Below are 24,743 nucleotides of genomic sequence, written 5' to 3' on the forward strand. Positions count from 1 at the left end.
ATCCTCCACTGTTTATAATTCTTCTGCAAAACCTCTCTGTAATTTATCAAAAATAACAAATCCCAAAACTAAAAAAACAATCCCATATACCAACGCTTGGCATAAAGTCCCCATCTCCGGTATAGCCTTATAGTATAAAATATCCCTATATGCTTCCGTAATTGCCGTCATTGGATTTAAATTGAAAATTGGTAGCAACTCTCTTGGAACATCTTCTGAAGAGTACATTACCGGAGTCAGAAATTGCCACGCCATAGTAATAATTGTTAAAATATAAGATAAATCCCTTAGATAAACTGTAATTGATGAAACAAGAAAAACCAATCCTAATGTTAAAATAAATTCAATTACCATAATCATTGGTAAATATAATAAAGCTTGTATATTGAGTCCGAACCCAGAAATAATTAAAATCCCAAGAACTACCAAAAAGCTTAAAAGCATATTTACAAATCCACTTGTTACATTTGCTATCGGAAGAATTTCTCTGGGAAAATATATTTTATTTATCATATCTGATTGGCCTAAAATGCAAGTAGAACCTGTATTTAAAGCTGCACTGAAAAACATCCATGGTACTAACGCGACGAATAAAAATAAATAATATTTTTCAATATTATTTTTCATAATAACAGAAAATACAAGTGTATAAACCATTAGCTGAAATAATGGATTCAAAAATGTCCATAAAAAGCCTAATACGGAACCTTTATATCTGCCTTTTAAATCTCTGCGTACAAGACTATAAATCATCTCTCTGTATAAAACTAATTCTCTAATTTTTAATACTATATGCATTTTTTCTATTCCTCAATTAATTCTTCATATTTCTTTATCGTTCGCATCCAATCATAATATTTCCTTACATATTCTATCCCAAACCTCTTCATTTTCTGATAATCTTCTTCTGAATTTAAAAAATCTAAAATTCCTTTTTCAAATTCCAAATAATTTTCATAGATATATCCTGCTCCGCTTCTAATACAGTGGCCTTTTAAAACACTACTTCTACCATTAACTAATACCGGAACTCCCATCTCCAAAGCTTCTAATACAGATAAAGACAAACTCTCATACCGGGAGGGCAAAATTAATGCCCGCGCTTTAGACATCCATTTAAGTTTTTCCTCTTCCGAAACAAAACCAAGACAAATTATATCTTCCGTATTTGGCGGCGGAAGCATCATCTTTCCTAATACAATCAATTTTAAATTTCCTTGATGTCTTTTTTTATATTTTTCAAAATAACGGAATAAAACATGGCAACCTTTTCCACGATCAACTCGTCCAACATAAATCAAATATGGAAAATCAGTTTGAGGTTCTCCTATCTTGTTTAGAATCCCCTTCACACTATCTATTCCTACACCTGCTATCACATGTGGAATATTACTATTATTAAATAATCCTTCTACAAAAGCCTCTTCTTCAGCAGTTAAATAAGCAATCCCTTTAACATTTGTAAACATTTCTTTGTAAATATCAAAATGAATACAATATTCATTATGGGCAGTTGGAACTAAGATTGCTTTTTCTAGAACTTCTTTTATTCCCATCACTGTAGTATAGTATAAATATGTTACAAAAATAAACACATCATACTGTAATCTTTCTTTTTGAATATACTCTATCAATTCTGGACAAAAAGGCCCCTGCTCAACAAGCCAGCAATATTCCAATTTCGTTGTAAGAAACTTGGGCAAAATTAACATCAATAACTTTATTATTCTAAATTTCCATTTTCCGCGTTGTTTTTCAACTGGAAAGCGCAAAACATGCACACCATCTATTTTGCAAGCACCTTTTTCATAGTAAGGTTTCCAAGTATCATAGTCCTTTGCTGTTGTTGTTAGAACTTCCACATCATAAAATGGTGCCAGATGTTCTGCTAGCTTTTTTGTATAATACTCAGAACCGCCATTTACCTCTTCCCCATATCGCTGATTAATAATTGCAATCCGCTTGCTCTTCATATATTTCCTCAATCCTGTCTTTTATGATTCCCGCAATACGCTCCATGCTGAGCTTATCTTCAATATCAGCTTTTGCTCTGACAGCTATTTTTTTGCCATAATCCACATCTTCATACAGCTGTCTCATATATGTAGATGCCTGTTCTGTATCCGGGTCGGCCCAACGATTTCCTTTTTTAAAAAGGCCCAAATCTTTTTTAAGCTTCACCAACTGACAGTCTACCAGACAAGCCGTTTCTTTTGTCATAAATTCTGTATTGGAAGACCAATTGGTCGCGATTGTGGGGGTTCCAAGCATCATTGCCTCTGCCAATACAAGCCCAAATCCCTCTGCTCGATGCAGGGATACTACCGCATCCACACAGCGAATCAGGCTGTTTACATGATTCCTGTCCATGATCTGAGAAATAAAATATACATTTGGATACCCCTCCATCTCTTTTTTCAGTACCTCAATTTCCTCATTAGTGCAGTTATTGATCTTAATTACCAAGCCAGCCTGATTTTCCCCTGTAAATGCCTTTTTGTAGGCCTGTATAACAGCTTCCGGATTTTTCCGTTCCGTCATGCTAGTTCGGTCATACATCATAAGAAATAAATACATGTCCTCCGGCAGCCCAAATTCATCCCGTCCATACACCTTATCTAGGCATGTTTCCACATGATAAGGCACTGTCCGCACTGGAAGTTTGGTTTTCTTTCGGATCGCATTGCTGATAAATTCAGAGGGTGTCCAAATTTCATCCAGACAATGAAAACAGGGAATCCATTCCTCTGGAAATTCCTCCAACTCCCAAAGCCAAAAACCAATATTGTAATGCCTATCCCACATTTCATGATTTTCCAGGAATGCCAGTCCTAAATCATAGGGATTAATGTGTATCAGGTTTATGTTATAAGGAAGCTCCTCCGAAAATTTCTCTGCAAATTCAGGATAATCCCTTTCCATCACATCTCCCAGCTGATTATACTGATACAGTGAATACGGGATACCACTCTCCTCTAATTCCTTTGCCACCAGACGGCAGCTCTGTCCAAGGCCTGTTTCTGCCTTGATATTCCCAATAAGATTAATTCCATCCTTATATTTTTCTCTGCAAAAAGGTTCAATAGAAACCTTTTCCATCTTTTTAAAGCTGTTCTCCACCATCCTGCGCTTCATCTGCCTCAAAAAAGTATGAGGGAACAGCTTTAACAAAACTGGTTTTGCCTTGATAAGAACAGATAATGCAGCTTTAGTACCTTCCATACCCATCCGGCCTCTCTCTCTGATACCCTTCTTCCTCCAGCGCAGCTGTTGTCTGCCCTTCTGCTACACCTTCCGTACTTTCCTTCATAAAAAGAATCTTTACTGTCATGAAAATAAGCTTCAGATCCAAGCGAAAAGAATAATTTTCAATATACATCAGATCCAGCTTCAGCTTGTCATAGGGAGTAGTATTGTATTTGCCATAAATCTGAGCAAAACCGGTAAGACCTCCCTTTACCTTCAGACGGTAATCAAACTCCGGCATATATTCCCTGTATTCCGCCGCAATCTGGGGACGTTCCGGTCTTGGCCCTACTAAAGACATATCGCCTTTCAGTATATTAAAAAGCTGAGGCAATTCATCCAGCCGCACACGGCGAATTACTTTTCCCACTGGTGTTACCCGCACATCCTTTTCGGCTGAAAGCCTTGCCACTCCATCCTTTTCAGCATCCTTTATCATGCTCCTGAATTTATAAACGCAAAATTCCTTTCCGCCCATAGTCAGGCGGGTCTGCTTGTGAATCACTGGTGCGCCATCCTGAATCAAGATAGCCAGGGCAGTTAACAGCATTAACGGAGAAGTCAGAACGATCCCAATCAAAGACAGAATAATATCCATGGTTCGTTTCATCACCTTCTGCTCAAAGGTAAATCCCTGATTCCGGGCCAATAATAACGGACTGTCAAAAAGGTTAATATCATCCGCCCCGCGAAGCATAATATCTGAAATCTTAGGCAAGATATAGGTACGTATTGAGTGCTCAAAACAGTATTTTAAAATATGATTCCGGGCCTGACATGGAATATCTCCTATAATCACAGAATCGTATTCCTGAATACGACCAGCCACATACTCCATTCCCTGTTTTACATTGACCGTTTCACATATATTATATTTGTCATCTCTTGTGCGGATTTTGTTCATCAGGCCAAAAGCCGGACGCTCTCCATAAATCAGTATCATCTTTCTGGGCGGAAACATTTTGGAATAAATCCACTGAAAAAAGCTGGCCCACAATACGATAACTGCTATTTGCAGCACAGTTATAATAAATAAAGGTCCTGCATTTACAAAATGACGATCCAGAAGGCAGATCTGGATATAAGTTATGGCATTTACGCAAAAAAGGCCCAATATCTGTGAATAGATAATCTCCCCCTTTCGCAAATACCCCACCTTCAAACCACCGTAAATATGGACGAAAAAGAACAGAAGTACTCCATACAGAGCTACCATCAGCCAGTTTCCCTTTCTAAAAAAAGGAAGTTCAATATTACTGTTATAATGGTATAGCCAGACAATCCAATATAAGGACATCTGCATAGCTATCACTGTAAGAGAGGACATAAATTTGATAATGCGTTTAAACTGCTCTCTCTGATTCATAATATATCTTTTTCCTCCCTGTTTCTGCACATAATAAACCTCAATACAGTATAGCATTTAACGCTTTCAAGCGCAACTTTACAATAACACTAAAAAAATGGTTTTTCTTTAAAAATTTATTAATTATGCTGTATTTTTCCTATATTTATGTAAAAAGAAAGATCCCTGCAAGCCCTGCATCCGCAGGTTTAACAGGAATCTTTGCTGTTCTCTTTTTCATAATAGTCTGCAGGCATACCGTTTTTATACCTTGCATTCTCACGTTTATTCTCCAAATCATTTTTCTGAATGGATTCAACGATCGTGGTGATGTACTGTTCATCATTTTCAGGGAAAAAATATTTTGTAATAATAGTCAGCAATCCGATAATCAATGAGATAAAGGAAACACAGGCAGTAACAAATGCAACTACTCCCTGAACCTTAAGCTCATTTTCCATATTCAGCACCTTTAATGACAGGATGATCAGCAATACTGAAAAGGCTACAATAATTACGATACAGGGAATTAAGATCATATATCTGCAAATCTTACTGTGAAATACCTTGTCTTTATAAAAGGAAACATATTGGTTCAGCAGCCTTGTAATATCTTCATCCCGTTTTTTCTGTTCTATGGTAACAAAAGGATCTTTATATCCTAATTCATCTTCGCTTTCAGCCTTTGAAAACAGGGTAGTTTTTAAAATATTATTAAATTCATCCTGAGTTATTTTCATCACAGCATCCGATCCCAAACTTTAACATACTTCGTTGATTCGGCGTGAAACACTGTCAAGCGGAACCTTAAATATAGACGCCAGCTGCAGATACATTGCGTTTCCAGTCAGACCCTGAGTTTTAAACTGATTGTATAAACGCCGAAAGGATTCCTCAGGCATAAGAAGAGCTGCGGCAAAATAGTCAGCATCATTCTCATCACTGCCCTTTCCCTTTTTATTTTCACGATGTAAATATACTTCGCCCATTTTATAGTGAAGAACAAAATGTGCAAATTCATGAGCTATAATAAAACGTTTCCACTCCAGAGTACGTTTGGAATTAACTCCTATGATTTTATCATTTGAGATTTCATTTCCATTTTTCGCCTTATCGCCTGCCTGAATCGCCAGAAATCCATCTTCGCCATCATCCAGTCTGGCATTGCCAACAATGAAGCCAAGGCTGTGAACAAAATCTATGATATTCACATAATCGTCCTGATTAAACCTGTATCCGAACGCCTTCAAAAGTGTCCTTACCTGTGCCTCAATTTGTTTTTTTTCCATTTGTTTTAACCTCATCTCTGTCAGCACCATCTCTGTCTTACATAATCATAGATGGTATATTATACGCGGACATGGGATTGTAAAGACCTGCATATTGTAAATAATCAATTGTCAGTCACGATTGTTTTATCCCCAAAATTATAATAATACTATTTCAATCAAAAAGAGTCAAGTTCATTTTACTATACATTAATTAAAGTTACAAGAGTCAATTTTGATCCAAGTCAGATTTTCTGTTTTCTGAGCACCCCAGAAGCGCTTCATACTCCTTCATCAGCCCGGAAAACAACGCCTGCTCTGAATAATGTGTTTCAACGCGTTTTCTGGCCCGCTTTCCCATCTCAGCACGCTCCCGGGGATGTTCTTCCATCCATCTCAGTGCTTCTGACAGCTGAACCGGATCTTCTGGGGGAACTGTCAATCCCGTTTCCCCATGAATGCTGACCTCCGGCACCCCGCTTTTTAAATTTGTATTCACAACCGGGATTCCATAAGCCATTGCTTCTAATTGAACCAGTCCAAAGGCCTCACTGCGCTGGGTCGAAGGAAGCACAAATACGTCAGCCTCACGGTAGCACTGCTTTAGCTGCTCATCTGATACCTTTCCCAGAAATGTCACTCTATCCTGTATCTCCAATTCCCGGCATTTCTGCTTCATTTCTTCCTCTAGAACCCCATCTCCCACCACAGTGAGTTTTACCGATTCAGGAAGGCACTTTACTGCATCAATCAAAACAGCTATCCCTTTATAATATACAAGCCGCCCCACAAACAGAATCTGCATCCCCTTATTGTTTCGTGAACAGCCATATTCATCAATATATTCCCTGCCATCCCGGAGAATGCTTTCGCTTACCGCAAAGGGAACCACGTGACATTTATCCAGATAAGGTCCAAGATATTTTGATCCTTCAGCCACTCCCCTGGCTCCTACCAAAATCACATCTGCACGTCTTAAGAATGCTTCCATAACCGGCCGGTAGAATATCATCCATTTTTTTTGCTTTACAACATCACTATGCCAATAAGCTGCCACCTTTCCCTTATAACCGGATAACAGGCAAGCTAAATCTCCCAATGGAAAGGGCATATGGAACTGTATGAGATCCACATCCTGAGACATACGCCTTAATTTCCATATGAAGGAAAATGAAATTGGAACCGATGCAATTACACCAAAGCTTCCTGCACGATGTACCTGTACCTTATTTACACGTTCTGAAATTCCCCTTCCCTTTTTTTGGCATACCAGCACTTCCAGATCTGTCTTTTCATTCAGCCCTTCTGAAATCTGCTGCAATGTTTTTTCAATTCCGCCCACTTCCGGATAATACAGCTTATTTACCTGAAGTACCTTTATTTTTTTCATATAAAACCATACTCCTTTGGACCAATGCAATCAGGAATCCGATCTTCCTGCTGAAATCCCTATTGCTATCAAAAGCATCACAAGAGGCATTACCATAGGAACGCTTATGTTTACAACTGCCTGTACACAATAGCAGACCACACCAAATACAAATGCCATAATTACCGGTCTCTTCAAACCGGTTCGAATCATATGATACAAAGAAGTTCCCAGCATAGATACGTAGGAAATTAAACCTACAATCCCTATTGTGATCAGATACTGCAGATATTCATTATGGACATTTTCGAATTTCTGTTTGCTTATACTCAACATTTCATCCCAGAAATTCTGAACAGTAATCACGCCAAATGTATCCGGGCCATATCCAAACAACTTATGACTCAATGGAAAATCATCATATATTTTCAGGGCTAATTTCCATACATACCCTCGTCCTGTTCCCCACTCATTGTCGAGTATAACATAATTGGCAACAGCTCCATACCGCTCTCCATTTCCTGCGATATTAGCATCATAAAGGACAAAAAGAATCACTGCTGCTGCACAAATCACCACAGCCAGCCAGATATATCTATATAAATTAGTTGCTTTGATTTCGCGTCCCTTTCGTTCTGCTTTGCAATTATACAGATAAAATCCTGCCGTAATCCCCCATAATATCAATACAATTGCCCACATCCCAGGTATACGGGTAAAGAAATTAAATATACCGCTTATTTCCTGTACACGATCCCCAAATGCAGCTTCAATTTTATCAATAGCAAAAATAATAGTTAAAAATGTAGAAATAATTACTAAATATGACTGAATACCTTTTCTGTCTGCAAACAGATATAACGGAAGAAGTCCCAGCAACGCAAACAATGCAAGATATGCATTATCACTAACTCCCATAACCATAGCAGTTAATGCCATAACCAGACAAATATAATACCAGAGCTTTCGTCCTGTCTTCTTCTCAGCAGAAAACAGCACAGCACTCACTCCCAGTGGAAGAGCCAGATATGACGTATATGTGTTGATATTTCCCAGTGTTGAAACAAAAATATCATAATCATCCGGAGAAATTTCCTTCTTAAATCCCAGTGGGTCCAGATAAAAGAAATGCAGAATTCCCAGAATACATACAATCAGACCTGCTCCTAAAAATACATCTGCATACCATTTTTTAAATTCCAGGCAGCGTGTTACAAGAAAATAACACAGAATATAAAGCAGTATCAAAAATAATCCACAGTACCGCCCTTCATTTCCCCAAAATGACTCATATTTATATTCTGACTGAAGGGTAGAAATCGCTGCTGATAACGCAAAAGCAATCATCGCCCAGTCTACAACCGTCAAAGCAGATATCTTGACCTCACTGCGGATCATTTTCATCACTTCCCCGCCATAAAGAAGCCTGTCCCGGCGAATATAAATAACAGCTGCTATCGCTGTAAACACCGCCATCCCGATCACCATAGCGCAGTAATAATAATATTTCACAACCAGAATATTAAAATAATAATCCTGAAATACAATAGGAAGGCCGGCCAGAATCAGAAGGGTAAATACGCTGACAATCCTGCTGTTTGTCCTGCGCCACTCCTCCCTGAACTGGCCAATCTGGGCCTCCATGGAATATGAACTTTGATTTTGATCCATTTTCAACCTCTTTTCGATTTCACTTCTGTGTGGTATATTGATTTTCACGCTCTACAGTATACCATCTTGCCCTTAAATACGCAATGTATAAGCGTTTTCTCCTTGTGATTCTCCTTGTGATTCTTCGCAGTCAAAACGCTTTTATCCCCCCTCTCCTGCCATGTGGCGATAATTTTCCTTATCGGAAGTATAATCTACTCGTAATGCAATTAAGGAATTTCAAAAAGTATTTCAAAAACAAAAAGGAGAGTGCATTCATTATGAAGAAGCAGACAAAGTTAGTTGCTGTACTTTCAACAGCAGCACTTCTCGCTATCGGCGCTTCCATGACTTCTTTCGCAGCTACTGGCTGGGCAGAGGAAGACGGAACATGGGTATACTACAACCGTGACGGCGAGAGAGCAACCGATTCCTGGAAGAAGTCCGGAAACAACTGGTATTACTTAGACAGCGACGGTGAGATGGCAATCGATCAGCTCATCGAGGACGGCGATAACTACTACTATGTAGATATCAACGGCGTTATGGCTTCCAATCAGTGGGTTGCTATTGAGAATGAGGATGCCGGCGAGGATGACGAGCCAGAGCACTACTGGTATTACTTCCAGGCTAATGGTAAGGCTCTTACCAATGGCGACAACGCAAAGGTAGCTCTGAAGACCATCAACGGCAAGAAGTATGCTTTCGATGAGGAAGGCAAGATGCTGTACGGCTGGGTTGCAGAAGACAACGCAGAGCGTATTGACAATACAGACGGTGATGCTTTCAAGGAAGGCGATTACTACTTCGGCGGCGAGGACGATGGTGCAATGACCACCGGCTGGCTGCAGATGGATATTACATACGAAGAAGCAACTACCGATAATTTCGTTGCTCCTGTATTCAACGAGGATGAGGATCAGACCCGTTGGTTCTACTTCCAGTCTAACGGTAAGAAAGTAAAGGCAGACGAAACCAAGAACGATACTCAGAAAGGTAAAACCATCAATGGTAAGAAGTATGAGTTCGATCAGAAGGGTGTTATGACAGCGGAGTGGTCTCTGGATGTTGATAAGATTACTTCTTCTGCTGCTAACGATCCTGCAACCAGAGGTAATGCAGCAGAGAATTCAACATATGCTAAGTATGCACATCAGTGGAGATACTTCAACAGTGTTGAAGATGGTGCTCGCGTAAGCAAGGGCTGGTTCAAGGTAGTTCCTGCTGAGATGCTGAATACTGGCAAGTATGATGATGATGAAGACGCATGGTACTATGCAGATGGAAGCGGCAAGCTGTATGCCGGTGAGTTTAAGACCATCAAGGGCAAGAAGTATGCATTCCGTACAGACGGTCGTATGGTTAGCGGATTAAAGTTCATCAGCGATGATGGCAATGGCAATTTTGTTGTTAAGGCTGATGACAATGATGAGGCTGCTTTCGGACCTTTCGATACAGAAGATGATTTCTTAGCAAATGCTCCAGTATATGAAGCACAGGGTTACAAGTGCTACTACTTCGGTGACGGAGATGATGGTGCTATGAGAACCAACAAGACCAGCATCACTATCGATGGCGATAAGTTCAACTTCTACTTCCAGAAGTCCGGCGGAAACAAGGGTGCCGGTATTACTGGTGAGAAGGATGATAAGTACTATCAGTCTGGTATGTTAATGACAGCTGGCAGTGATGAGAAGTATCAGATCATCACACCAATTATGAATGGTACACAGTTAGTAGGCTATGACAAGTATGCTGATGTAGCAGATTTAGTAGATGGAAATATCTTCAGACAGGAGACTTCTTATACAGATGCTAGCCTGAGGACTCTTGGAATTAACAAGGACGCTGATGAGATAGCTGAGTTATATGTTCCTGTAGCTGCTGCTAGCGCACAGGATCATATCCTGATCAACACCAGCGGTAAGGTTATCGATAACAAGGGCAAGAGCAAAGATGGTAATGATTATTACTATGTTGTAAACGGCTCTAAGAAGGTTGTAGCTATTTATCTTGAGAACTAATTAGAATTAATCTGATTTTTTAGTCAGAGGGGGAATAGGCGTTGTAACTGATAGGGAAACCTCATGTTACAACGCCCTTTTCTATTATGTATAAGGAGGAACTTACACTCTATGTTTAAGAAAAAAATTGCAATATTGTGTATGACACTGGCAGTATCTCTTTTTTCTTCCATATCTGTTTATGCAAATACAACAACAGTTATGGAAAATAGTGGCGCTTATCTGTTTGAGTGGCGTCCCGTAGATTATGGAAATGGTACATCATTTGCAATTCTTGTAGGCGGAAATACTTTAAATGAAAAAGATGTTATATTAAATCGAGGATACGATTACGCCTATACCTTTGAATCATTAACATATCCTCGTCCTTGGGGAACCGTACCTGATTTAGTAAATATAGATGGCGTATGGGGTATCCCAGAAAACTGGGATATACTCCCAGAGGGAAGCCAGCCGACTATGACAATTGTTTTGAAAACAAATAATAAAAATCTTGATACAGATAAACGTTATATCCATGTAGTACATCTTTCAGATGGTGTCAATAAAGATGAACTTCCTCCAGAAGTCCGCAAATACCTGATCAATGTAGATGGCTCTGATGCAGGTGCATATGAAGGAACTATTACCGGCGGTTGGACCAGAGATGAAAGTGGAAATAAAAAATACCGCAAACCCGATGGCAGCTTCGTATCCGGCGGATGGCTTAGGGTAGATGACGAATCCTATTACATGGATGAAAATGGTGTAATGCTGACAGATACTATTACTCCAGATGGTATTTATGTAAATATTAACGGCGAAAAAACCAATTATATTCCCGGCTGGTATCAGGATGAAGGCGGTTGGCATTATATCATGAAAAATGGGTATTATGCAGGGGCTACATGGATTCAGGATACAGACGGAAAGTGGTACTACATCAATATCGGAACCTATATGGAGACCGATGATATTACCCCGGACGGCTATTATGTGGATGCTAACGGCGTTTGGGATGGTAACGCAAGTACTATAAACAATAAGGTAAATCTTGGCCCCGGTGTTTCCAAAGGCTGGGAACCTGTTGACACAGGCTGGAAATTCAAGCAGGAAGATGGTTCTTATCTTACCAACAGTTGGAAACAGGATACAAATGGCAAATGGTACTACCTCAATGAAGACGGATGGATGTTGAAGGATACAACTACACCGGATGGATTCTATGTAGACGCAGATGGTGTCTGGGATGAAAATACAGCAAATTGATAGTAAATAACGGCATATAAAAACAGGGTAAAGGCTATTTTTGTTATTAAGAGAATAGGACTTTACCCTGTTTCAATATGCCGATATCCAGATAACACACCAACTATCAGCATACCGTGTGCTATTTATTTCTTGCTTCTGAATCTATTGACCGCACTATTTTTTCAATATCACATATGAAATTTTGTACAATTTCTTTTGTGATAATATTGACTTGCGCATCTGTGTGGGCTCTGTCCGATTGATGTGCAATAATATTCCGTCTGCTAAACAACTCATTCAGACGTCTTTTCAGTTTATCTTTTGTGTTTTCTGTTTCCCCTCTTTGATAGAAAGCCCCATCTGCAACAAGCGCTAAATTGATTCCCAATAACCTAAGCTGATCTTTCACAGACTCATATGAAACCATTGTGACTGCACGATAATAACTGTTTATATATTCAAGAAACCAATCGATATCCTCTCCTGATTTTAATGCCACCTCTATAACTTTCATATTTACCTGAAGATTTTCATACTTATCTGTACGTTCCCAATTTTCATCATAAATTTCACATAAACCATATTTGGTTAACTCATGCATATAAAAATCAAGAGCACTTGCCAGAAATATAATCTGTGCGCGCCAAATGTTTTCCCCTTCACTAACCTTTCCTGATTCAAACAATTCATCCGCCACATTAAATTGTGCATTTATAACCTGTATAGATTCTGCAAAATGCTGCAATATTTGATCTAACTCAAATCTAATAACCTTCGTATGGAATTTATCTCGTGTATCTTCATTTCTTGCTATTAAGCCAAGATTTCTTTTCTCCATACAGTACCTCCTACCCTATAATATGTTCTTCCAGTTCATGAAAGAATTTTTTATTAAGCATAGGTATTGCACCATATTTTCCTGAAACATATCCCTTTTCCAAATTTTCAGACTTGCGTACATTTCTAATTTCAACAAGAGAATACAAATCTGTTGCACGTTCTTTATTCAGCTGTGTAAACCACACCTGATCTCTCCTGAACAAATCCGTATCTAATAAACTTGTGTCATGTGTTGAAAAAATTAATTGTGCAAATTTATCTTTCTGATAATGTTGAAACAACTGTACAATCTGGAAAATTACTGCTTCATGCAAACTGGCTTCTAATTCATCACAAATAAGTATTTTACCCTTATTCAAAATATCAATTATAGGACAAATCATTTGAAATAAACGCTTTACTCCAGTTGACTCTTCAGTCATCAAATCAACTTCAAACTGATCATATACTACTTTTGCATTTATTCTATTGCCCTCTTGACCCACCAGTAAACTTTTCAATGCGTCCGGTAATTGGAGCTCCTGTGGTAAATCTGCCAGCTTTATTTTTTCAAGTTTTACTTTTACATCTTTAGCTCCAGTTCCCAACGCTCTCAAAATCTCCACAAATACTTTTTTGATCGTATCGTTATTTTGCATTAACTCAACTGAATACTCTGTCCAGTTATTAATTTCCGGATTATAAACCACTATATCCGTATTAAAGAACATAAAAGCTTCTTCAATCTCTTTTATATTACTATAATTAGCGGCACAAGATAAAAACAGCCTATTATCTTTCAATATACTAATGCTTACATCAAACAATCGCTTGTATTTATCGCCGGGTCTGATCTCAAGTCCGTTACGTTCAAAAATTTTCACCTGTTTTCCCTTTGGAAAATAATACAGGTATTCATCTTGTATCAAATTTTGTTTCACAGAAAAGCCATATGCATATCTAATATCATTGCGTACAAATTGGATAGCATATTCACTCGGCGTCTCTTCTGAACTCAATTTATGACGCGCCTGAAATACTCCTTGTCCTGGCTGATGATTGATACTATTGCTAACCAGATCGCGCATAAATGACAGGGCGCTGATAAAATTACTTTTTCCAGACCCGTTTGGGCCATATATAACAGCAGAACGCAAAACCCTCAAATTGCCAAATTTTTTTAAAAGTTCTTCCGATGTATTATCACTTCCTGCAATCATGGAAAAAATCACTTTTTCTTTGATTGATTTATGATTTGAACATTTAAACTCTAATAACATCTTTGACACCTCTTTCGGTTTATATATGTTCATATTAATCTCCTTTCAATGTTTTGTCAACGGAGTTTGCTGTTTTTCTGCAATTTAAAGATTTTAAACATCGTTTTTTGCTTTTATTATAATATATGACTAACAATTGATTTTAATCTCAAAAGAATCATTAGAAACAAAATTATATCGTTTAATTGTATTTCTCAGCAAATTAATTCCGTAATAATCACGATATATATGTGGCTCTGTAAACCGTCCGCGATAATTTTCATTATCGGAAGTATAATCTACTCGTAATGCAATTAAGGAATTTCAAAAAGTATTTCAAAAACAAAAAGGAGAGTGCATTCATTATGAAGAAGCAGACAAAGTTAGTTGCTGTACTTTCAACAGCAGCACTTCTCGCTATCGGCGCTTCCATGACTTCTTTCGCAGCTACTGGCTGGGCAGAGGAAGACGGAACATGGGTATACTACAACCGTGACGGCGAGAGAGCAACCGATTCCTGGAAGAAATCCGGAAACTACTGGTAGTACCTGGACAGCGACGGTGAGATGGCAATCGATCAGCTCATCGAGGATGGCGATAACTACTACTACGTAGATATCAACGGTGTAATGGCTTCCAACCAGTGGGTTGCTATTGAGAATGAGGATGCTGGTGACGACAACGAGCCAGAGCACTACTGGTATTACTTCCAGGCTAATGGTAAGGCACTTACCAATGGCGAGAACAGCAAGGTAGCTCTGAAGACCATCAACGGCAAGAAGTACGCTTTCGATGACGAAGGTAAGATGCTGTACGGCTGGGTTGATGAGGACACAGCGGAGCGTGTTGACGATGTAGACGGTGACGGCTTCAAGGAAGGCGATTACTACTTCGGCGGCGAGGACGATGGTGCAATGACCACTGGCTGGCTGCAGATGGATATTACATATGATGAAGCAACTGATGACTATGAGATCGCTCCTGTATTCAACGATGATGAGGATCAGACCCGTTGGTTCTACTTCAAGTCTAATGGTAAGAAAGTAAAGGCCGAAGGCGGAGATGATAAGCAGAAGAGCAAGACTATCAATGGTAAGAAATATGAGTTTGACCAGTACGGCGCTATGACAGCAGAGTGGTCTCTTGACGTTGATTCTATTACTGCTGCATCTAAGGCAGAGGCTAATGGATTTAATACTGACTATACAGATGGTGCTCTTGGAACTCACAGTACTGCTGATAGAAACGGAGTTAGTGCTCAGTACACTAAGGAGTGGAGATACTTCAACAGCGTTGAGGATGGTGCCCGCGTAAGCAGAGGTTGGTTTAAGGTAGTATCAGCTGAATGGCTGAACTATGACAAATATAACGATGATGAGGATGCATGGTATTATGCAGATGGAAGCGGTAACCTGTACGCAGGCGAGTTCAAGACCATCAAGGGCAAGAAGTATGCATTCCGTAACGACGGTCGTATGGTTAATGGTCTGAAGTTTATCAAGGGCGAAGGAACCGGCAGCTTAACAGTTGTAGCTGATGACGATGGTGCTCATCCATTTGATGATGAGGATCGTTTCGATGAGAATGCTCTGTGGTTTAACGCTAACGGTTATCGTTGCTATTACTTCGGTGATGGCGATGACGGTGCCATGAGAACTAATAAGACTAGCGTATCTATTGATGGCGACAGCTACAACTTCTACTTCGAGAAGTCTGGCAGCCATAAGGGTGCTGGTAAGACTGGTGAAAAGGATGATAAGTACTACCAGTCTGGTAAGCTTGTAAGAGCTGGTTCTGATGAGAAGTATCAGGTAGTTCAGTATGTTAACGAGGGCGAATCTTCCACAGGTGCTGATGATGCTAAGAAGGGATATCTCAAGTTAGATGATGCATCTAAATTTATCGATGCTATCCGTGCCGATGATGATCACAATGTAATTTCAACTGGCACCGTTGAAGATAAACTGGATCAGCTTGGTGTAAATAAAAAAGCTGAGGATATTCAGGAAATCGCTGTTATTTCTAGAACTATTACCAAGGAAGACGGAACTACAGAAACTAAGATTGGTACAAATCCAGGCGAGTTCTTCTTAGTGAACACTTCCGGTAAGGTAATCGACAGCAAGTCCAAGAATAAGGACGGCAATGATTATCAGTTCGTAGTGGCTAAGGGCGGCTCTATCCTTGGTTACTACGTTGAAGACTGATCTTAAATCAGATATTGACAATTAAACATTAGGGGGAGAGCGTTGTGGCTGATATTGTTATTAGCTACGGCGCTCTTTCTTTTTATCAAAGGAGGACTACCATATGATAAAACGTAAATTAAAAGCTGTTCTATTGGCAGCTGCTCTTTCCATATCGTCAGCTATTACTGCCTTTGCAGCGAACACTACAACGATGGAAAATTGCGGTGCTTATCTGTTTGAATGGCGTCCGGTAGACTGTGGTGATGGACATTCTTTCGCGATAATCGTAGGAGATAATACAATCGTTGAGAGAAATGTTATTTTACGAAGGGGGTATGACTATGCATACACCTTTAATCCAATGAAATATCCCCGTCCCTGGGGACAGGTTCCGGATCTGGTAAATATCGACGGCGTATGGGGAATCCCGGAAAACTGGTCTTCTCTTCCCGAAGGAGCACAGCCTGTCACACGCATTACCCTCGTAACGAATAACAAAAACCTTAATACCAATGAACGCTATGTAGATGTAGTCCATCTTCCGGGAAATGTGGATTCTTCCACCCTTCCAGCAGAAGTTCGTAAATATCTGATCAATGTAGATGGAACCGATGCAGGAGCCTATAATGGAACTATTACCGGTGGCTGGTTTATCGATGAAACAGGAAAGAAAAAATACCGTAAGCCAGACGGTACCTTTATTACCAATACATGGCTGAATGCAGATGATGAAACCTATTACATGGATGAAAACGGTTATATGCTGACAGACACGATTACGCCGGACGGAAAGTATGTAAATGTAAATGGCGAAAAAACTAACTACATTCCCGGATGGTATCAGGATGCAGGCGGGTGGCACTATATCATGAAAAATGGCCGCTATGCAGGGGCTACATGGATTCAGGACACGGATGGTAAATGGTATTACATCAATATCGGAACCTACATGGAAACGGATGATGTTACTCCTGACGGCTACTATGTAGATGCCAACGGCGTTTGGGATGGAAATGCAAGCACTGTAAATAATAAAGTAAATCTTGGACCGGGCGTGACAGACGGCTGGGAGCCTGTTGATACAGGCTGGAAATTCAAGCAGGAGGACGGAACCTACCTTACCAATTCATGGAAGCAGGATCCGGACAGCAAGTGGTATTACTTAAATGAGGATGGCTGGATGTTAAAGGACACTACAACTCCAGACGGCTACTATGTAGATGCCAACGGTATCTGGAATGGCTCTGCATCTTCGGAAGAACCTGTACAGTAAATCTTATTACAGCAGTTAATATAAAACAGGGTAAAGTTCTATTTCTTTTATAACAGAAATAGTCTTTACCCTGTTTTTTATATGCCGTTATTTACTGTCAATTGGCTGCATTTTCATCCCAGACACCATCTGCGTCTACATAGAATCCATCCGGTGTAGTTGTATCCTTCAGCATCCATCCGTCTTCATTGAGGTAGTACCACTTTCCGTCCTGCCCCTGCTTCCAGCTGTTAGTAAGATAAGTGCCATCTGCCTGTTTGTATTTCCAACCAATATCGACAGGTTCCCATCCAATTGCAACACCGGGGCCAAGATTTACTGTTTCCTGCGTTTTAGTGGAAACATTTGCGTCCCAGACACCGTTCTCATCTACATGATAGCCATCTGGCGTATCATCATTTACTGCCATCAGAGCCGCCATGTTGAAGTAATAATATTTTCCATCGGTATCCTGATACCATGTGTTAGCCATATAGTACCCATTCTTCTGGATGTAGCGCCATCCCTCCGTATCCTGAAACCAGCCGGGCATATAGGATACGCGCTTGCCCTCAGCAGTTACATAATATCCATCTGGTGTAATGGTATCCTTCAGCATGACTCCGTTTTCATCCATGTAATACTGATCCTCATCCAAAGTGAGCCATCCGGTTATGTAGGTTCCGTCTGGTTTTAAATACTTCTGGGAACCATCTGCTTCTGTCTGCCATCCGGGAGTAACGGTGCCATTGTAGGCGCCGGCATCAGAGGTATCTACATTGATCAGATACTTGCGGACTTCTGGCGGGAGAGAAGAGGGGTCAACATTTCCCGGAAGATGAACCACATTTACATAGCGTTTATCTGTATCAAGGTTTTTATTATTGGTTTTAAGGACAATCTGGAGTACGGGCTGAGTTCCCTCCGGCAGAGTTCCCCAATTTTCAGGGATCGCCCAGACTCCGTCGACGTTTACCAGATCCGGTACCGTTCCCCAGGGCCTTGTATAGGTCATGGGATCGAACGTATAGGCATAATCATAGCCTCTGTTTAAGATTACATCGCTCTCTGTTAAGGTATTTCCACCCACCAGAATCGCAAAGTAATTCCCGTTTCCGCAGTCAATGGGACGCCATTCAAAGAGATACGCGCCGCAGTTTTCCATAGAAGTGCTGGAAAGGGATGTATTTACAGCAGCAAAAGCCGGAAGAGAAGGGGACGTAGCTATCACAGCGGCTAGCCCAAAGCATAATAAACGTTTTCTAATCATGAAAAGCCTCCTTTTGGTATAGTTATGAAGGGTATATTGAAATATAAAAAGAAGCGTTACAGCCAACATATTTCTATATCAGCTATAACGCTCCCCCTTATATTAGATTAGTCGATATGAGAAAGAACTTTAAATTAGTCCTCTACATATACACCAACAATGTGGCTTACGCCGTCCTTTTCAGACTTGGTTGTTACATAAACGTAATCGTTGCCATCCTTGCTCTTGCTGTTGCCATCGATAACCTTACCAGATGTATTTACAAGGATATACTCTTTTTCAATAACATCTGTTTCTGTTGGAAGCTGTGTATAATCGAAGGTATATGCCTCAGACAGATCCTCGAACTTCTTATCGCTGCCATTTCCAAGATTGATATTGTCATTTGCCTCATGATCACCTGCAAGAGAATCTACTTTAGCATTACCAACGACCTCTAAGAATTCCTTAGCATCTTCTAACTTAGCATAAGAAGTATATTCATCATGATCAGCAGTTTGAGCATATGTCTTCTTTTCGATAACAATGTACTTATCATCGGAATCAGCTCTTAACAGCATACCGGACTGATACAGCTTATCATCCTCTTCTCCGGTCTTTCCAGCACCCTTGCTGCCGCCGGACTTCTCGAAGTAGAAGTTATGATTCTCGCCATCAATCTCAACAGTTGTCTTGTTGGTTCTCATAGCACCGTCTTCTCCATCGCCGAAGTAGAAGCACTTATAGCCTTCCGGCTCATAGAACTCAACTGCATTCTTGAGGAAGTCATCTTCATTATCAAAGTTGTAGGCGTCATCATCGTCAGCATATACGCTCAGACTCTGTGTATCTTCATCTTCTTTGATGAACTTCAGGCCACTCAGCATACGTCCATCGTTACGGAAAGCATACTTCTTACCTTTGATGGTCTTGAATTCGCCAGCGTACAGATTGCCGCTGCCATCTGCATAATACCATGCATCTTCATCATCATCATACTTGCCGGAATTCAGCATCTCAGCAGGAACAACCTTGAACCAGCCCTTGCTTACACGAGCACCATCCTCAACGCTGTTGAAGTATTTCCATGCCTCAGTGTACTTAGCGTAGTTTCCATCACCAGCCTGTGCATTGCTGAAGGATGCAACCTTGCCATCATCAATTGCAGCCTTAGATGCAGTATCTTCATCGTCCTTATCCAGAGACCATTCAGCTACCATTGCACCATGTTCATCAAATGCATATTTCTTTCCGTTGATAGTCTTATCTTTAGTTCTGTCACCGGGATCGGCAGCAACCTTCTTACCATTAGATTTGAAGTAGAACCAACGGGTCTGATCCTCATCATCGTTGAATGCAGCAGCAACATACTTATAGCTGTCCTCTGTTGCCTCATCGTATGTGATATCCAGCTGTAACCAGCCAGTAGTCATTGCACCATCGTCCTCGCTACCGAAGTAGTAATCGCCATCCTTAAAGCCATCACCATCTACATTGTCAACGCGCTCTGCATTGTCCTCGTCAACCCAGCCGTACAGCATCTTGCCTTCGTCATCGAAAGCATACTTCTTGCCATTGATGGTCTTTAAGGAAACCTTATCGTTGTCACCATTGGTTAAAGCCTTGCCGTTTGCCTGGAAGTAATACCAGTAGTGCTCTGGCTCGTCATCCTCGCCAGCATCCTCATTCTCAATAGCAACCCACTGATTGGAAGCCATTACACCGTTGATATCTACGTAGTAGTAGTTATCGCCATCCTCGATGAGCTGATCGATTGCCATCTCACCGTCGCTGTCTAAGTAATACCAGTTGTTTCCGGATTTCTTCCAGGAATCGGTTGCTCTCTCGCCGTCACGGTTGTAGTATACCCATGTTCCGTCTTCCTCTGCCCAGCCAGTAGCTGCGAAAGAAGTCATGGAAGCGCCGATAGCGAGAAGTGCTGCTGTTGAAAGTACAGCAACTAACTTTGTCTGCTTCTTCATAATGAATGCACTCTCCTTTTTGTTTTTGAAATACTTTTTGAAATTCCTTAATTGCATTACGAGTAGATTATACTTCCGATAAGGAAAATTATCGAAGAGTGGATTTTTTACCATAAATAGTATATACTAATTATATAATTACTAATTGTTTAATTAGCAAAAAGGAGTGGGTAAAATGTTTGTAGGACGATCAAAGGAACTGAAAAAGCTACAGAAGCTTTATGAAAGCGATTCATTTGAATTTGCGGTATTTTATGGCAGACGGCGGGTAGGAAAAACCACGCTGATTAACGAATTTATCAAGGACAAGAAAGCAGTCTACTACATGTCTGTGGAAGGCACCAGAAAGGAAAATCTGGCTGGACTTTCAAGGGCACTTTTGTCAGACCGACATGGGGCTGCACCTCAGTTTCCCGATTTTGAAAGCTTATTGGGATATATTGACCAGCTGGCTGTGACCGGGGAGAGAATGATTATAGCCATTGATGAATTCCCATATCTGGCAGCTTCCTATCCGGCGATTTCTTCCATGCTTCAAAGCCATATTGATCTGCACTGGAAAAACAGCCATCTTTTTTTGATCCTCTGCGGCTCATCCATGAGCTTTATGGAGGAGCAGGTATTAGGCTATAAAAGCCCTCTTTACGGCCGCAGAACCGCTCAGTTTAAGCTACACCCGTTTACATTTTTTGAAGCCCGTAAAATGCTTACCGGATTTTCACCAGAGGAGCAGGCGGTTCTTTATGGTATGACAGGAGGAATCCCGGAGTATCTTTCAAGAATTTCACAGACCCAGACCATGGATGAAAATATTCTGGAGTTATTTTTTGATGAAAGCGGAAGATTATTTGAGGAACCTGTAAATCTGCTAAAGCAGGAGCTGCGTGAGCCTGCTTCCTATCATTCAATCATTTCCGCGATTGCCGGAGGCGCCAGCCGTATCAATGAAATTGCGACGAAAACGGGGATGGAAACCAGCGGCTGCAGCAATCAGATTACTTCATTGACAGCTCTGGGCATTATCCGAAGGGAAACGCCCATTACGGAGGGAGCTTCCAGCAGAAAGACCATTTACCGCCTGGAGGACAGTATGTTTCTGTTCTGGTACCGTTTTGTGCGTCCAAATATGAGCGGAATTATCCAAAATGCGGGAGAAACGATTTATGAGCATATGGTGAAGCCAAATATGAGCGATTATATGGGAAGAGTATTTGAAGATATATGCCGGCAATATTTATATCATCCCCAGATTTACGCCACGCTGCCTTTTCTGCCGGGAAATATCGGAAAATGGTGGGGAACAGATCCTGTGAAAAAGCGGCAAGAGGAAATTGATCTCATGGCCATTCAGGAGGATCAGGCTCTTTTGGGCGAGTGTAAATGGAGGAATGCGCCTGTTAATCGGGAGATTCTAGAACAGCTGCTGGATAGAGGACGCTTATTCCATTATGATAAAATCAGGTATTTTCTGTTTTCAAAAACAGGATTTACGGAGGATGTTTTGGAATATAAAGAAACAGATCCATCGCTGTATCTGGTGTCTTTTGGGGATATCTGTGATCTGGAATAGATTAAAGTGATTTTGAAAGGATTTAGAACAAAAATATTGTTTTAATCTGTTTTTGGATTGTAATAATATATGGATTCTGGAGAAGGAGGGTATGTTTCATGAAATTATTAAGGGTTTGTGCATCCAACTAAAAAACTGCTGTGACGAATTTACAATTGATCTTGTGGCTAAGTCTAAGAAAACAAGTGAAGATAAGGAATATGAGCTGCAGGAGGTTTCAGAGAATCTATATGTGTTTAATACAGCTGCATTTGTTGGAAAAAATTCTTCCGGTAAAACGTCTGCAATAGAACTGCTGGAGTGCTGTTATTCAATCCTCAGCGAATTTTGTCTGGAAGATAAGCATTATAATTATGATAATGTGAAATTGGAAATTGTATTCTATCAGAACGATTATATTTTCAAATATAATACTATCTTGAAAACTGATCCAAACCTGGGAAGTAAAGCGAATTTCACAGAACAGCATATTTACAGAAAAAAATACTATAAGTCTAAGGTTAAGGAAATTTATACGGATGATGGATTTGAAGAACTTATTGATTTAGGTGAACTTCCGGAAGATACATCTATTGTATTTTTTGTTTTGAAAAGGAAACTCCCCGCGCTGTTTATTTTAATTGTGAGGGTGAAGGAATAGACACTTATCGTCTGATATTCAGGGTAATGAATACTTATAAAATATCAAAAAATGTTCTGACAAAAGTTATTAAGATTTTTGACGATAACATCAAGAGTTTGGAGATGGTCGATGAAAAACATTATAAGATTGCATTTCAGGATGATGTAAAGGAGCTTTCTGATTCTGAATTGATTTATATGCTTTCCAGTGGCACAACAAAAGGAGTTCTTCTCTATATTCATTTAGACAATATGTATGAAAGCTATAACATCCGACCGGAGCTTTTAAAGAGCCGCCAGTTTTATAATAATGCTTTTGATACTTCTGTAAATTATGAAGACCTCATGGCATTGAAAAAGGAGCTGATGAGATGAAGTATCTGGTTATATGTGAAAGCCCAAATGAACTTGATAATACAAAATTATAATTGTATAAAAATCGGGTGAAAATTCCTGCTTTAACAACGGAATTTTACCCGATTTCTACTACATTTTTTAAAAATTATTCAGCTGATGAAGCAGTAACCGGCTGTCCATTCCAGATACCATTTCCATCCACATAATATCCATCCGGAGTGGTAGTATCTTTTAACATCCATCCATCTTCATTCAAATAATACCATTTTCCATCCGGATCCTGCTTCCAGGAGTTGGTAAGGTAGGTACCATCTTCCTGCTTAAACTTCCAGCCAGTGTCAATCGGTTCCCAGCCGTCAGCAACACCAGGGCCAAGGCTTGTAGTATCTTTTACAGTACTTGGATTGCCATCCCATACGCCATTTGCGTCTACATAGTAACCATCTGGTGTAATGTCATCGGTTTCCATGTAGGTTCCGATGTTGATATAGTACCATTTTCCGTCGGTATCCTGAATCCAGGTGGCGCCTGCATAATATCCGTTTTTCATAATATAATGCCAGCCGCCTGCATCCTGATACCAGCCTGGGATGTAGTTGGTCTTTTCGCCATTTGCATTTACATACTTTCCGTCCGGTGTAATCGTATCGGTCAGCATATAGCCGTTTTCATCCATGTAATATGTCTCATCATCTGCATTCAGCCATGTATTGGTAATAAAGGTACCGTCTGGCTTCCGGTATTTTTTCTTTCCTGTTTCATCAATAAACCATCCACCGGTAATGGTTCCCTCATATGCCCCGGCATCTGAACCGTCTACATTGATCAGATATTTGCGTACTTCAGCAGGAAGAGAGGAGGAATCCACATCACCCGGAAGATGGACTACATCCACATAGCGTTCATTCGTATCAAGGTTTTTATTATTCGTTACGAGAGTGATACGTGTGACCGGCTGTGCTCCTTCAGGAAGGGATGACCAGTTTTCGGGAATACCCCATACACCGTTAATATTTACCAGATCCGGAACCTGTCCCCAGGGACGGGAATATGTCATTGGATTAAAGGTATAGGCATAGTCATACCCTCTTCTGAGAATTACATCGCTTTCATTGATGGTGTTTCCTCCTACTAAGATAGCAAAGGAATGACCGTCTCCGCAGTCTACCGGACGCCACTCAAAGAGATAGGCTCCGCTGTTTTCCATAGTTGTTGAAGTAGCTGCAAACGCAGTAAATACAGTTGAAACGGAAAGTGCTGCCGCTAACAGAATAGCTTTCAGTTTTCGTTTGATCATTCGGTTATCCCTCCTT

Annotated in this window: 19 protein-coding genes and 1 pseudogene; 7 read left to right on the top strand and 13 right to left on the bottom strand. The window is 40.3% G+C overall.

The features are described from left to right. Window positions 1-12: 12 nt before the first annotated feature. The 8 genes from WKT10_RS04520 to WKT10_RS04555 all read right to left on the bottom strand — a co-directional run bounded on the left by WKT10_RS04520 (window position 13) and on the right by WKT10_RS04555 (window position 8,899). Window positions 13-798 carry an ABC transporter permease gene (locus WKT10_RS04520; protein ID WP_340275758.1) on the bottom strand — a complete coding sequence of 262 codons (786 nt, stop codon included), beginning with the start codon at window positions 796-798 and terminating at the stop codon, window positions 13-15. 5 nt (window positions 799-803) lie between these two features. Next, window positions 804-1,973: a glycosyltransferase family 4 protein gene (locus WKT10_RS04525; RefSeq protein ID WP_340275760.1), complete on the bottom strand. Its 1,170-nt coding sequence runs from the start codon at window positions 1,971-1,973 to the stop codon at window positions 804-806. After that, the gene (locus WKT10_RS04530; protein ID WP_340275762.1) at window positions 1,945-3,222 is read right to left on the bottom strand and encodes a glycosyltransferase family 4 protein; all 1,278 of its coding nucleotides are present in this window, start codon (window positions 3,220-3,222) and stop codon (window positions 1,945-1,947) included. Before WKT10_RS04530 ends, WKT10_RS04525 begins: the two co-directional genes overlap by 29 nt. After that, the gene (locus WKT10_RS04535) at window positions 3,209-4,612 is read right to left on the bottom strand and encodes an exopolysaccharide biosynthesis polyprenyl glycosylphosphotransferase (RefSeq protein ID WP_340275764.1); all 1,404 of its coding nucleotides are present in this window, start codon (window positions 4,610-4,612) and stop codon (window positions 3,209-3,211) included. The genes WKT10_RS04530 and WKT10_RS04535 overlap by 14 nt, the downstream gene beginning before the upstream one ends. Before the next feature lie 188 nt (window positions 4,613-4,800). Next, window positions 4,801-5,331 (bottom strand): hypothetical protein, encoded by a 531-nt coding sequence (locus WKT10_RS04540; protein WP_340275766.1) that lies wholly within the window; start codon window positions 5,329-5,331, stop codon window positions 4,801-4,803. A gap of 21 nt (window positions 5,332-5,352) precedes the next feature. Next, on the bottom strand, window positions 5,353-5,880 hold the full coding sequence (locus WKT10_RS04545) for an ImmA/IrrE family metallo-endopeptidase (RefSeq protein ID WP_340275768.1): 528 nt from the start codon (window positions 5,878-5,880) through the stop codon (window positions 5,353-5,355). Window positions 5,881-6,088: 208 nt separating this feature from the next. Then, a complete protein-coding gene (locus WKT10_RS04550; protein WP_340275770.1) occupies window positions 6,089-7,249 on the bottom strand; it encodes a glycosyltransferase in 1,161 nt (386 codons plus the stop codon). A gap of 30 nt (window positions 7,250-7,279) precedes the next feature. Continuing rightward, entirely contained in the window at window positions 7,280-8,899 is a 1,620-nt protein-coding gene (locus WKT10_RS04555) for an O-antigen ligase family protein (RefSeq protein ID WP_340275772.1), read from the bottom strand. Window positions 8,900-9,159: 260 nt separating this feature from the next. Here WKT10_RS04555 and WKT10_RS04560 point away from each other — a divergent pair, with 260 nt between their 5' ends. Next, window positions 9,160-10,902 carry an argininosuccinate lyase gene (locus tag WKT10_RS04560; RefSeq protein WP_340275774.1) on the top strand — a complete coding sequence of 581 codons (1,743 nt, stop codon included), beginning with the start codon at window positions 9,160-9,162 and terminating at the stop codon, window positions 10,900-10,902. Between the two features lie 111 nt (window positions 10,903-11,013). Further along, window positions 11,014-12,150 (top strand): choline-binding protein, encoded by a 1,137-nt coding sequence (locus WKT10_RS04565; protein ID WP_340275776.1) that lies wholly within the window; start codon window positions 11,014-11,016, stop codon window positions 12,148-12,150. Window positions 12,151-12,271: 121 nt separating this feature from the next. Here WKT10_RS04565 and WKT10_RS04570 read toward each other — a convergent pair whose 3' ends face one another. Then, window positions 12,272-12,970 carry a hypothetical protein gene (locus WKT10_RS04570; protein ID WP_340275778.1) on the bottom strand — a complete coding sequence of 233 codons (699 nt, stop codon included), beginning with the start codon at window positions 12,968-12,970 and terminating at the stop codon, window positions 12,272-12,274. 10 nt (window positions 12,971-12,980) lie between these two features. Next, window positions 12,981-14,264: an AAA family ATPase gene (locus WKT10_RS04575; RefSeq protein WP_340275780.1), complete on the bottom strand. Its 1,284-nt coding sequence runs from the start codon at window positions 14,262-14,264 to the stop codon at window positions 12,981-12,983. A gap of 311 nt (window positions 14,265-14,575) precedes the next feature. Here WKT10_RS04575 and WKT10_RS04580 point away from each other — a divergent pair. Both WKT10_RS04580 and WKT10_RS04585 read left to right on the top strand, forming a co-directional pair. Beyond that, window positions 14,576-16,417 (top strand): annotated as a pseudogene (locus WKT10_RS04580) (argininosuccinate lyase). 103 nt (window positions 16,418-16,520) lie between these two features. Further along, complete coding sequence (locus tag WKT10_RS04585) at window positions 16,521-17,672, top strand: choline-binding protein (protein WP_340275782.1); 1,152 nt, start codon at window positions 16,521-16,523, stop codon at window positions 17,670-17,672. Window positions 17,673-17,769: 97 nt separating this feature from the next. Here the strand turns inward: WKT10_RS04585 and WKT10_RS04590 are convergent, their stop codons facing one another. Both WKT10_RS04590 and WKT10_RS04595 read right to left on the bottom strand, forming a co-directional pair. Continuing rightward, window positions 17,770-18,921 (bottom strand): choline-binding protein, encoded by a 1,152-nt coding sequence (locus WKT10_RS04590; protein WP_340275784.1) that lies wholly within the window; start codon window positions 18,919-18,921, stop codon window positions 17,770-17,772. 134 nt (window positions 18,922-19,055) lie between these two features. Then, window positions 19,056-20,882: an argininosuccinate lyase gene (locus WKT10_RS04595; RefSeq protein ID WP_340275786.1), complete on the bottom strand. Its 1,827-nt coding sequence runs from the start codon at window positions 20,880-20,882 to the stop codon at window positions 19,056-19,058. Between the two features lie 175 nt (window positions 20,883-21,057). On the opposite strand from WKT10_RS04595, the gene WKT10_RS04600 reads away from it, so the two are divergent. From WKT10_RS04600 to WKT10_RS04610, 3 genes are all read left to right on the top strand, one after another. Next, window positions 21,058-22,452, top strand: coding sequence for an ATP-binding protein (locus tag WKT10_RS04600; RefSeq protein ID WP_340275788.1), 1,395 nt, complete (start codon window positions 21,058-21,060; stop codon window positions 22,450-22,452). Window positions 22,453-22,543: 91 nt separating this feature from the next. Then, window positions 22,544-23,092 carry a hypothetical protein gene (locus WKT10_RS04605; RefSeq protein ID WP_340275790.1) on the top strand — a complete coding sequence of 183 codons (549 nt, stop codon included), beginning with the start codon at window positions 22,544-22,546 and terminating at the stop codon, window positions 23,090-23,092. Between the two features lie 104 nt (window positions 23,093-23,196). After that, window positions 23,197-23,448, top strand: coding sequence for a hypothetical protein (locus WKT10_RS04610; protein WP_340275793.1), 252 nt, complete (start codon window positions 23,197-23,199; stop codon window positions 23,446-23,448). A 127-nt stretch (window positions 23,449-23,575) separates the two neighbouring features. Here WKT10_RS04610 and WKT10_RS04615 read toward each other — a convergent pair whose 3' ends face one another. Beyond that, on the bottom strand, window positions 23,576-24,727 hold the full coding sequence (locus WKT10_RS04615) for a choline-binding protein (RefSeq protein WP_340275795.1): 1,152 nt from the start codon (window positions 24,725-24,727) through the stop codon (window positions 23,576-23,578). Between the last annotated feature and the right edge of the window lie 16 nt (window positions 24,728-24,743).

The organism is Enterocloster sp. HCN-30185, assembly GCF_037890305.1.
Classification (GTDB): Bacteria; Bacillota; Clostridia; order Lachnospirales; family Lachnospiraceae; genus Enterocloster.

Excerpts from the sequence above, each read along its gene's own strand:
- WKT10_RS04530 (WP_340275762.1), bottom strand. The coding sequence starts at position 3,222 with ATGGAAGGTACTAAAGCTGCATTATCTGTTCTTATCAAGGCAAAACCA.
- WKT10_RS04585 (WP_340275782.1), top strand. The coding sequence starts at position 16,521 with ATGATAAAACGTAAATTAAAAGCTGTTCTATTGGCAGCTGCTCTTTCC.
- WKT10_RS04535 (WP_340275764.1), bottom strand. The coding sequence starts at position 4,612 with ATGAATCAGAGAGAGCAGTTTAAACGCATTATCAAATTTATGTCCTCT.
- WKT10_RS04615 (WP_340275795.1), bottom strand. The coding sequence starts at position 24,727 with ATGATCAAACGAAAACTGAAAGCTATTCTGTTAGCGGCAGCACTTTCC.
- WKT10_RS04610 (WP_340275793.1), top strand. The coding sequence starts at position 23,197 with ATGGTCGATGAAAAACATTATAAGATTGCATTTCAGGATGATGTAAAG.
- WKT10_RS04570 (WP_340275778.1), bottom strand. The coding sequence starts at position 12,970 with ATGGAGAAAAGAAATCTTGGCTTAATAGCAAGAAATGAAGATACACGA.
- WKT10_RS04525 (WP_340275760.1), bottom strand. The coding sequence starts at position 1,973 with ATGAAGAGCAAGCGGATTGCAATTATTAATCAGCGATATGGGGAAGAG.
- WKT10_RS04605 (WP_340275790.1), top strand. The coding sequence starts at position 22,544 with ATGTTTCATGAAATTATTAAGGGTTTGTGCATCCAACTAAAAAACTGC.
- WKT10_RS04560 (WP_340275774.1), top strand. The coding sequence starts at position 9,160 with ATGAAGAAGCAGACAAAGTTAGTTGCTGTACTTTCAACAGCAGCACTT.
- WKT10_RS04600 (WP_340275788.1), top strand. The coding sequence starts at position 21,058 with ATGTTTGTAGGACGATCAAAGGAACTGAAAAAGCTACAGAAGCTTTAT.
- WKT10_RS04565 (WP_340275776.1), top strand. The coding sequence starts at position 11,014 with ATGTTTAAGAAAAAAATTGCAATATTGTGTATGACACTGGCAGTATCT.
- WKT10_RS04555 (WP_340275772.1), bottom strand. The coding sequence starts at position 8,899 with ATGGATCAAAATCAAAGTTCATATTCCATGGAGGCCCAGATTGGCCAG.
- WKT10_RS04520 (WP_340275758.1), bottom strand. The coding sequence starts at position 798 with ATGCATATAGTATTAAAAATTAGAGAATTAGTTTTATACAGAGAGATG.
- WKT10_RS04540 (WP_340275766.1), bottom strand. The coding sequence starts at position 5,331 with ATGAAAATAACTCAGGATGAATTTAATAATATTTTAAAAACTACCCTG.
- WKT10_RS04575 (WP_340275780.1), bottom strand. The coding sequence starts at position 14,264 with ATGAACATATATAAACCGAAAGAGGTGTCAAAGATGTTATTAGAGTTT.
- WKT10_RS04550 (WP_340275770.1), bottom strand. The coding sequence starts at position 7,249 with ATGAAAAAAATAAAGGTACTTCAGGTAAATAAGCTGTATTATCCGGAA.
- WKT10_RS04595 (WP_340275786.1), bottom strand. The coding sequence starts at position 20,882 with ATGAAGAAGCAGACAAAGTTAGTTGCTGTACTTTCAACAGCAGCACTT.
- WKT10_RS04545 (WP_340275768.1), bottom strand. The coding sequence starts at position 5,880 with ATGGAAAAAAAACAAATTGAGGCACAGGTAAGGACACTTTTGAAGGCG.
- WKT10_RS04590 (WP_340275784.1), bottom strand. The coding sequence starts at position 18,921 with ATGATTAGAAAACGTTTATTATGCTTTGGGCTAGCCGCTGTGATAGCT.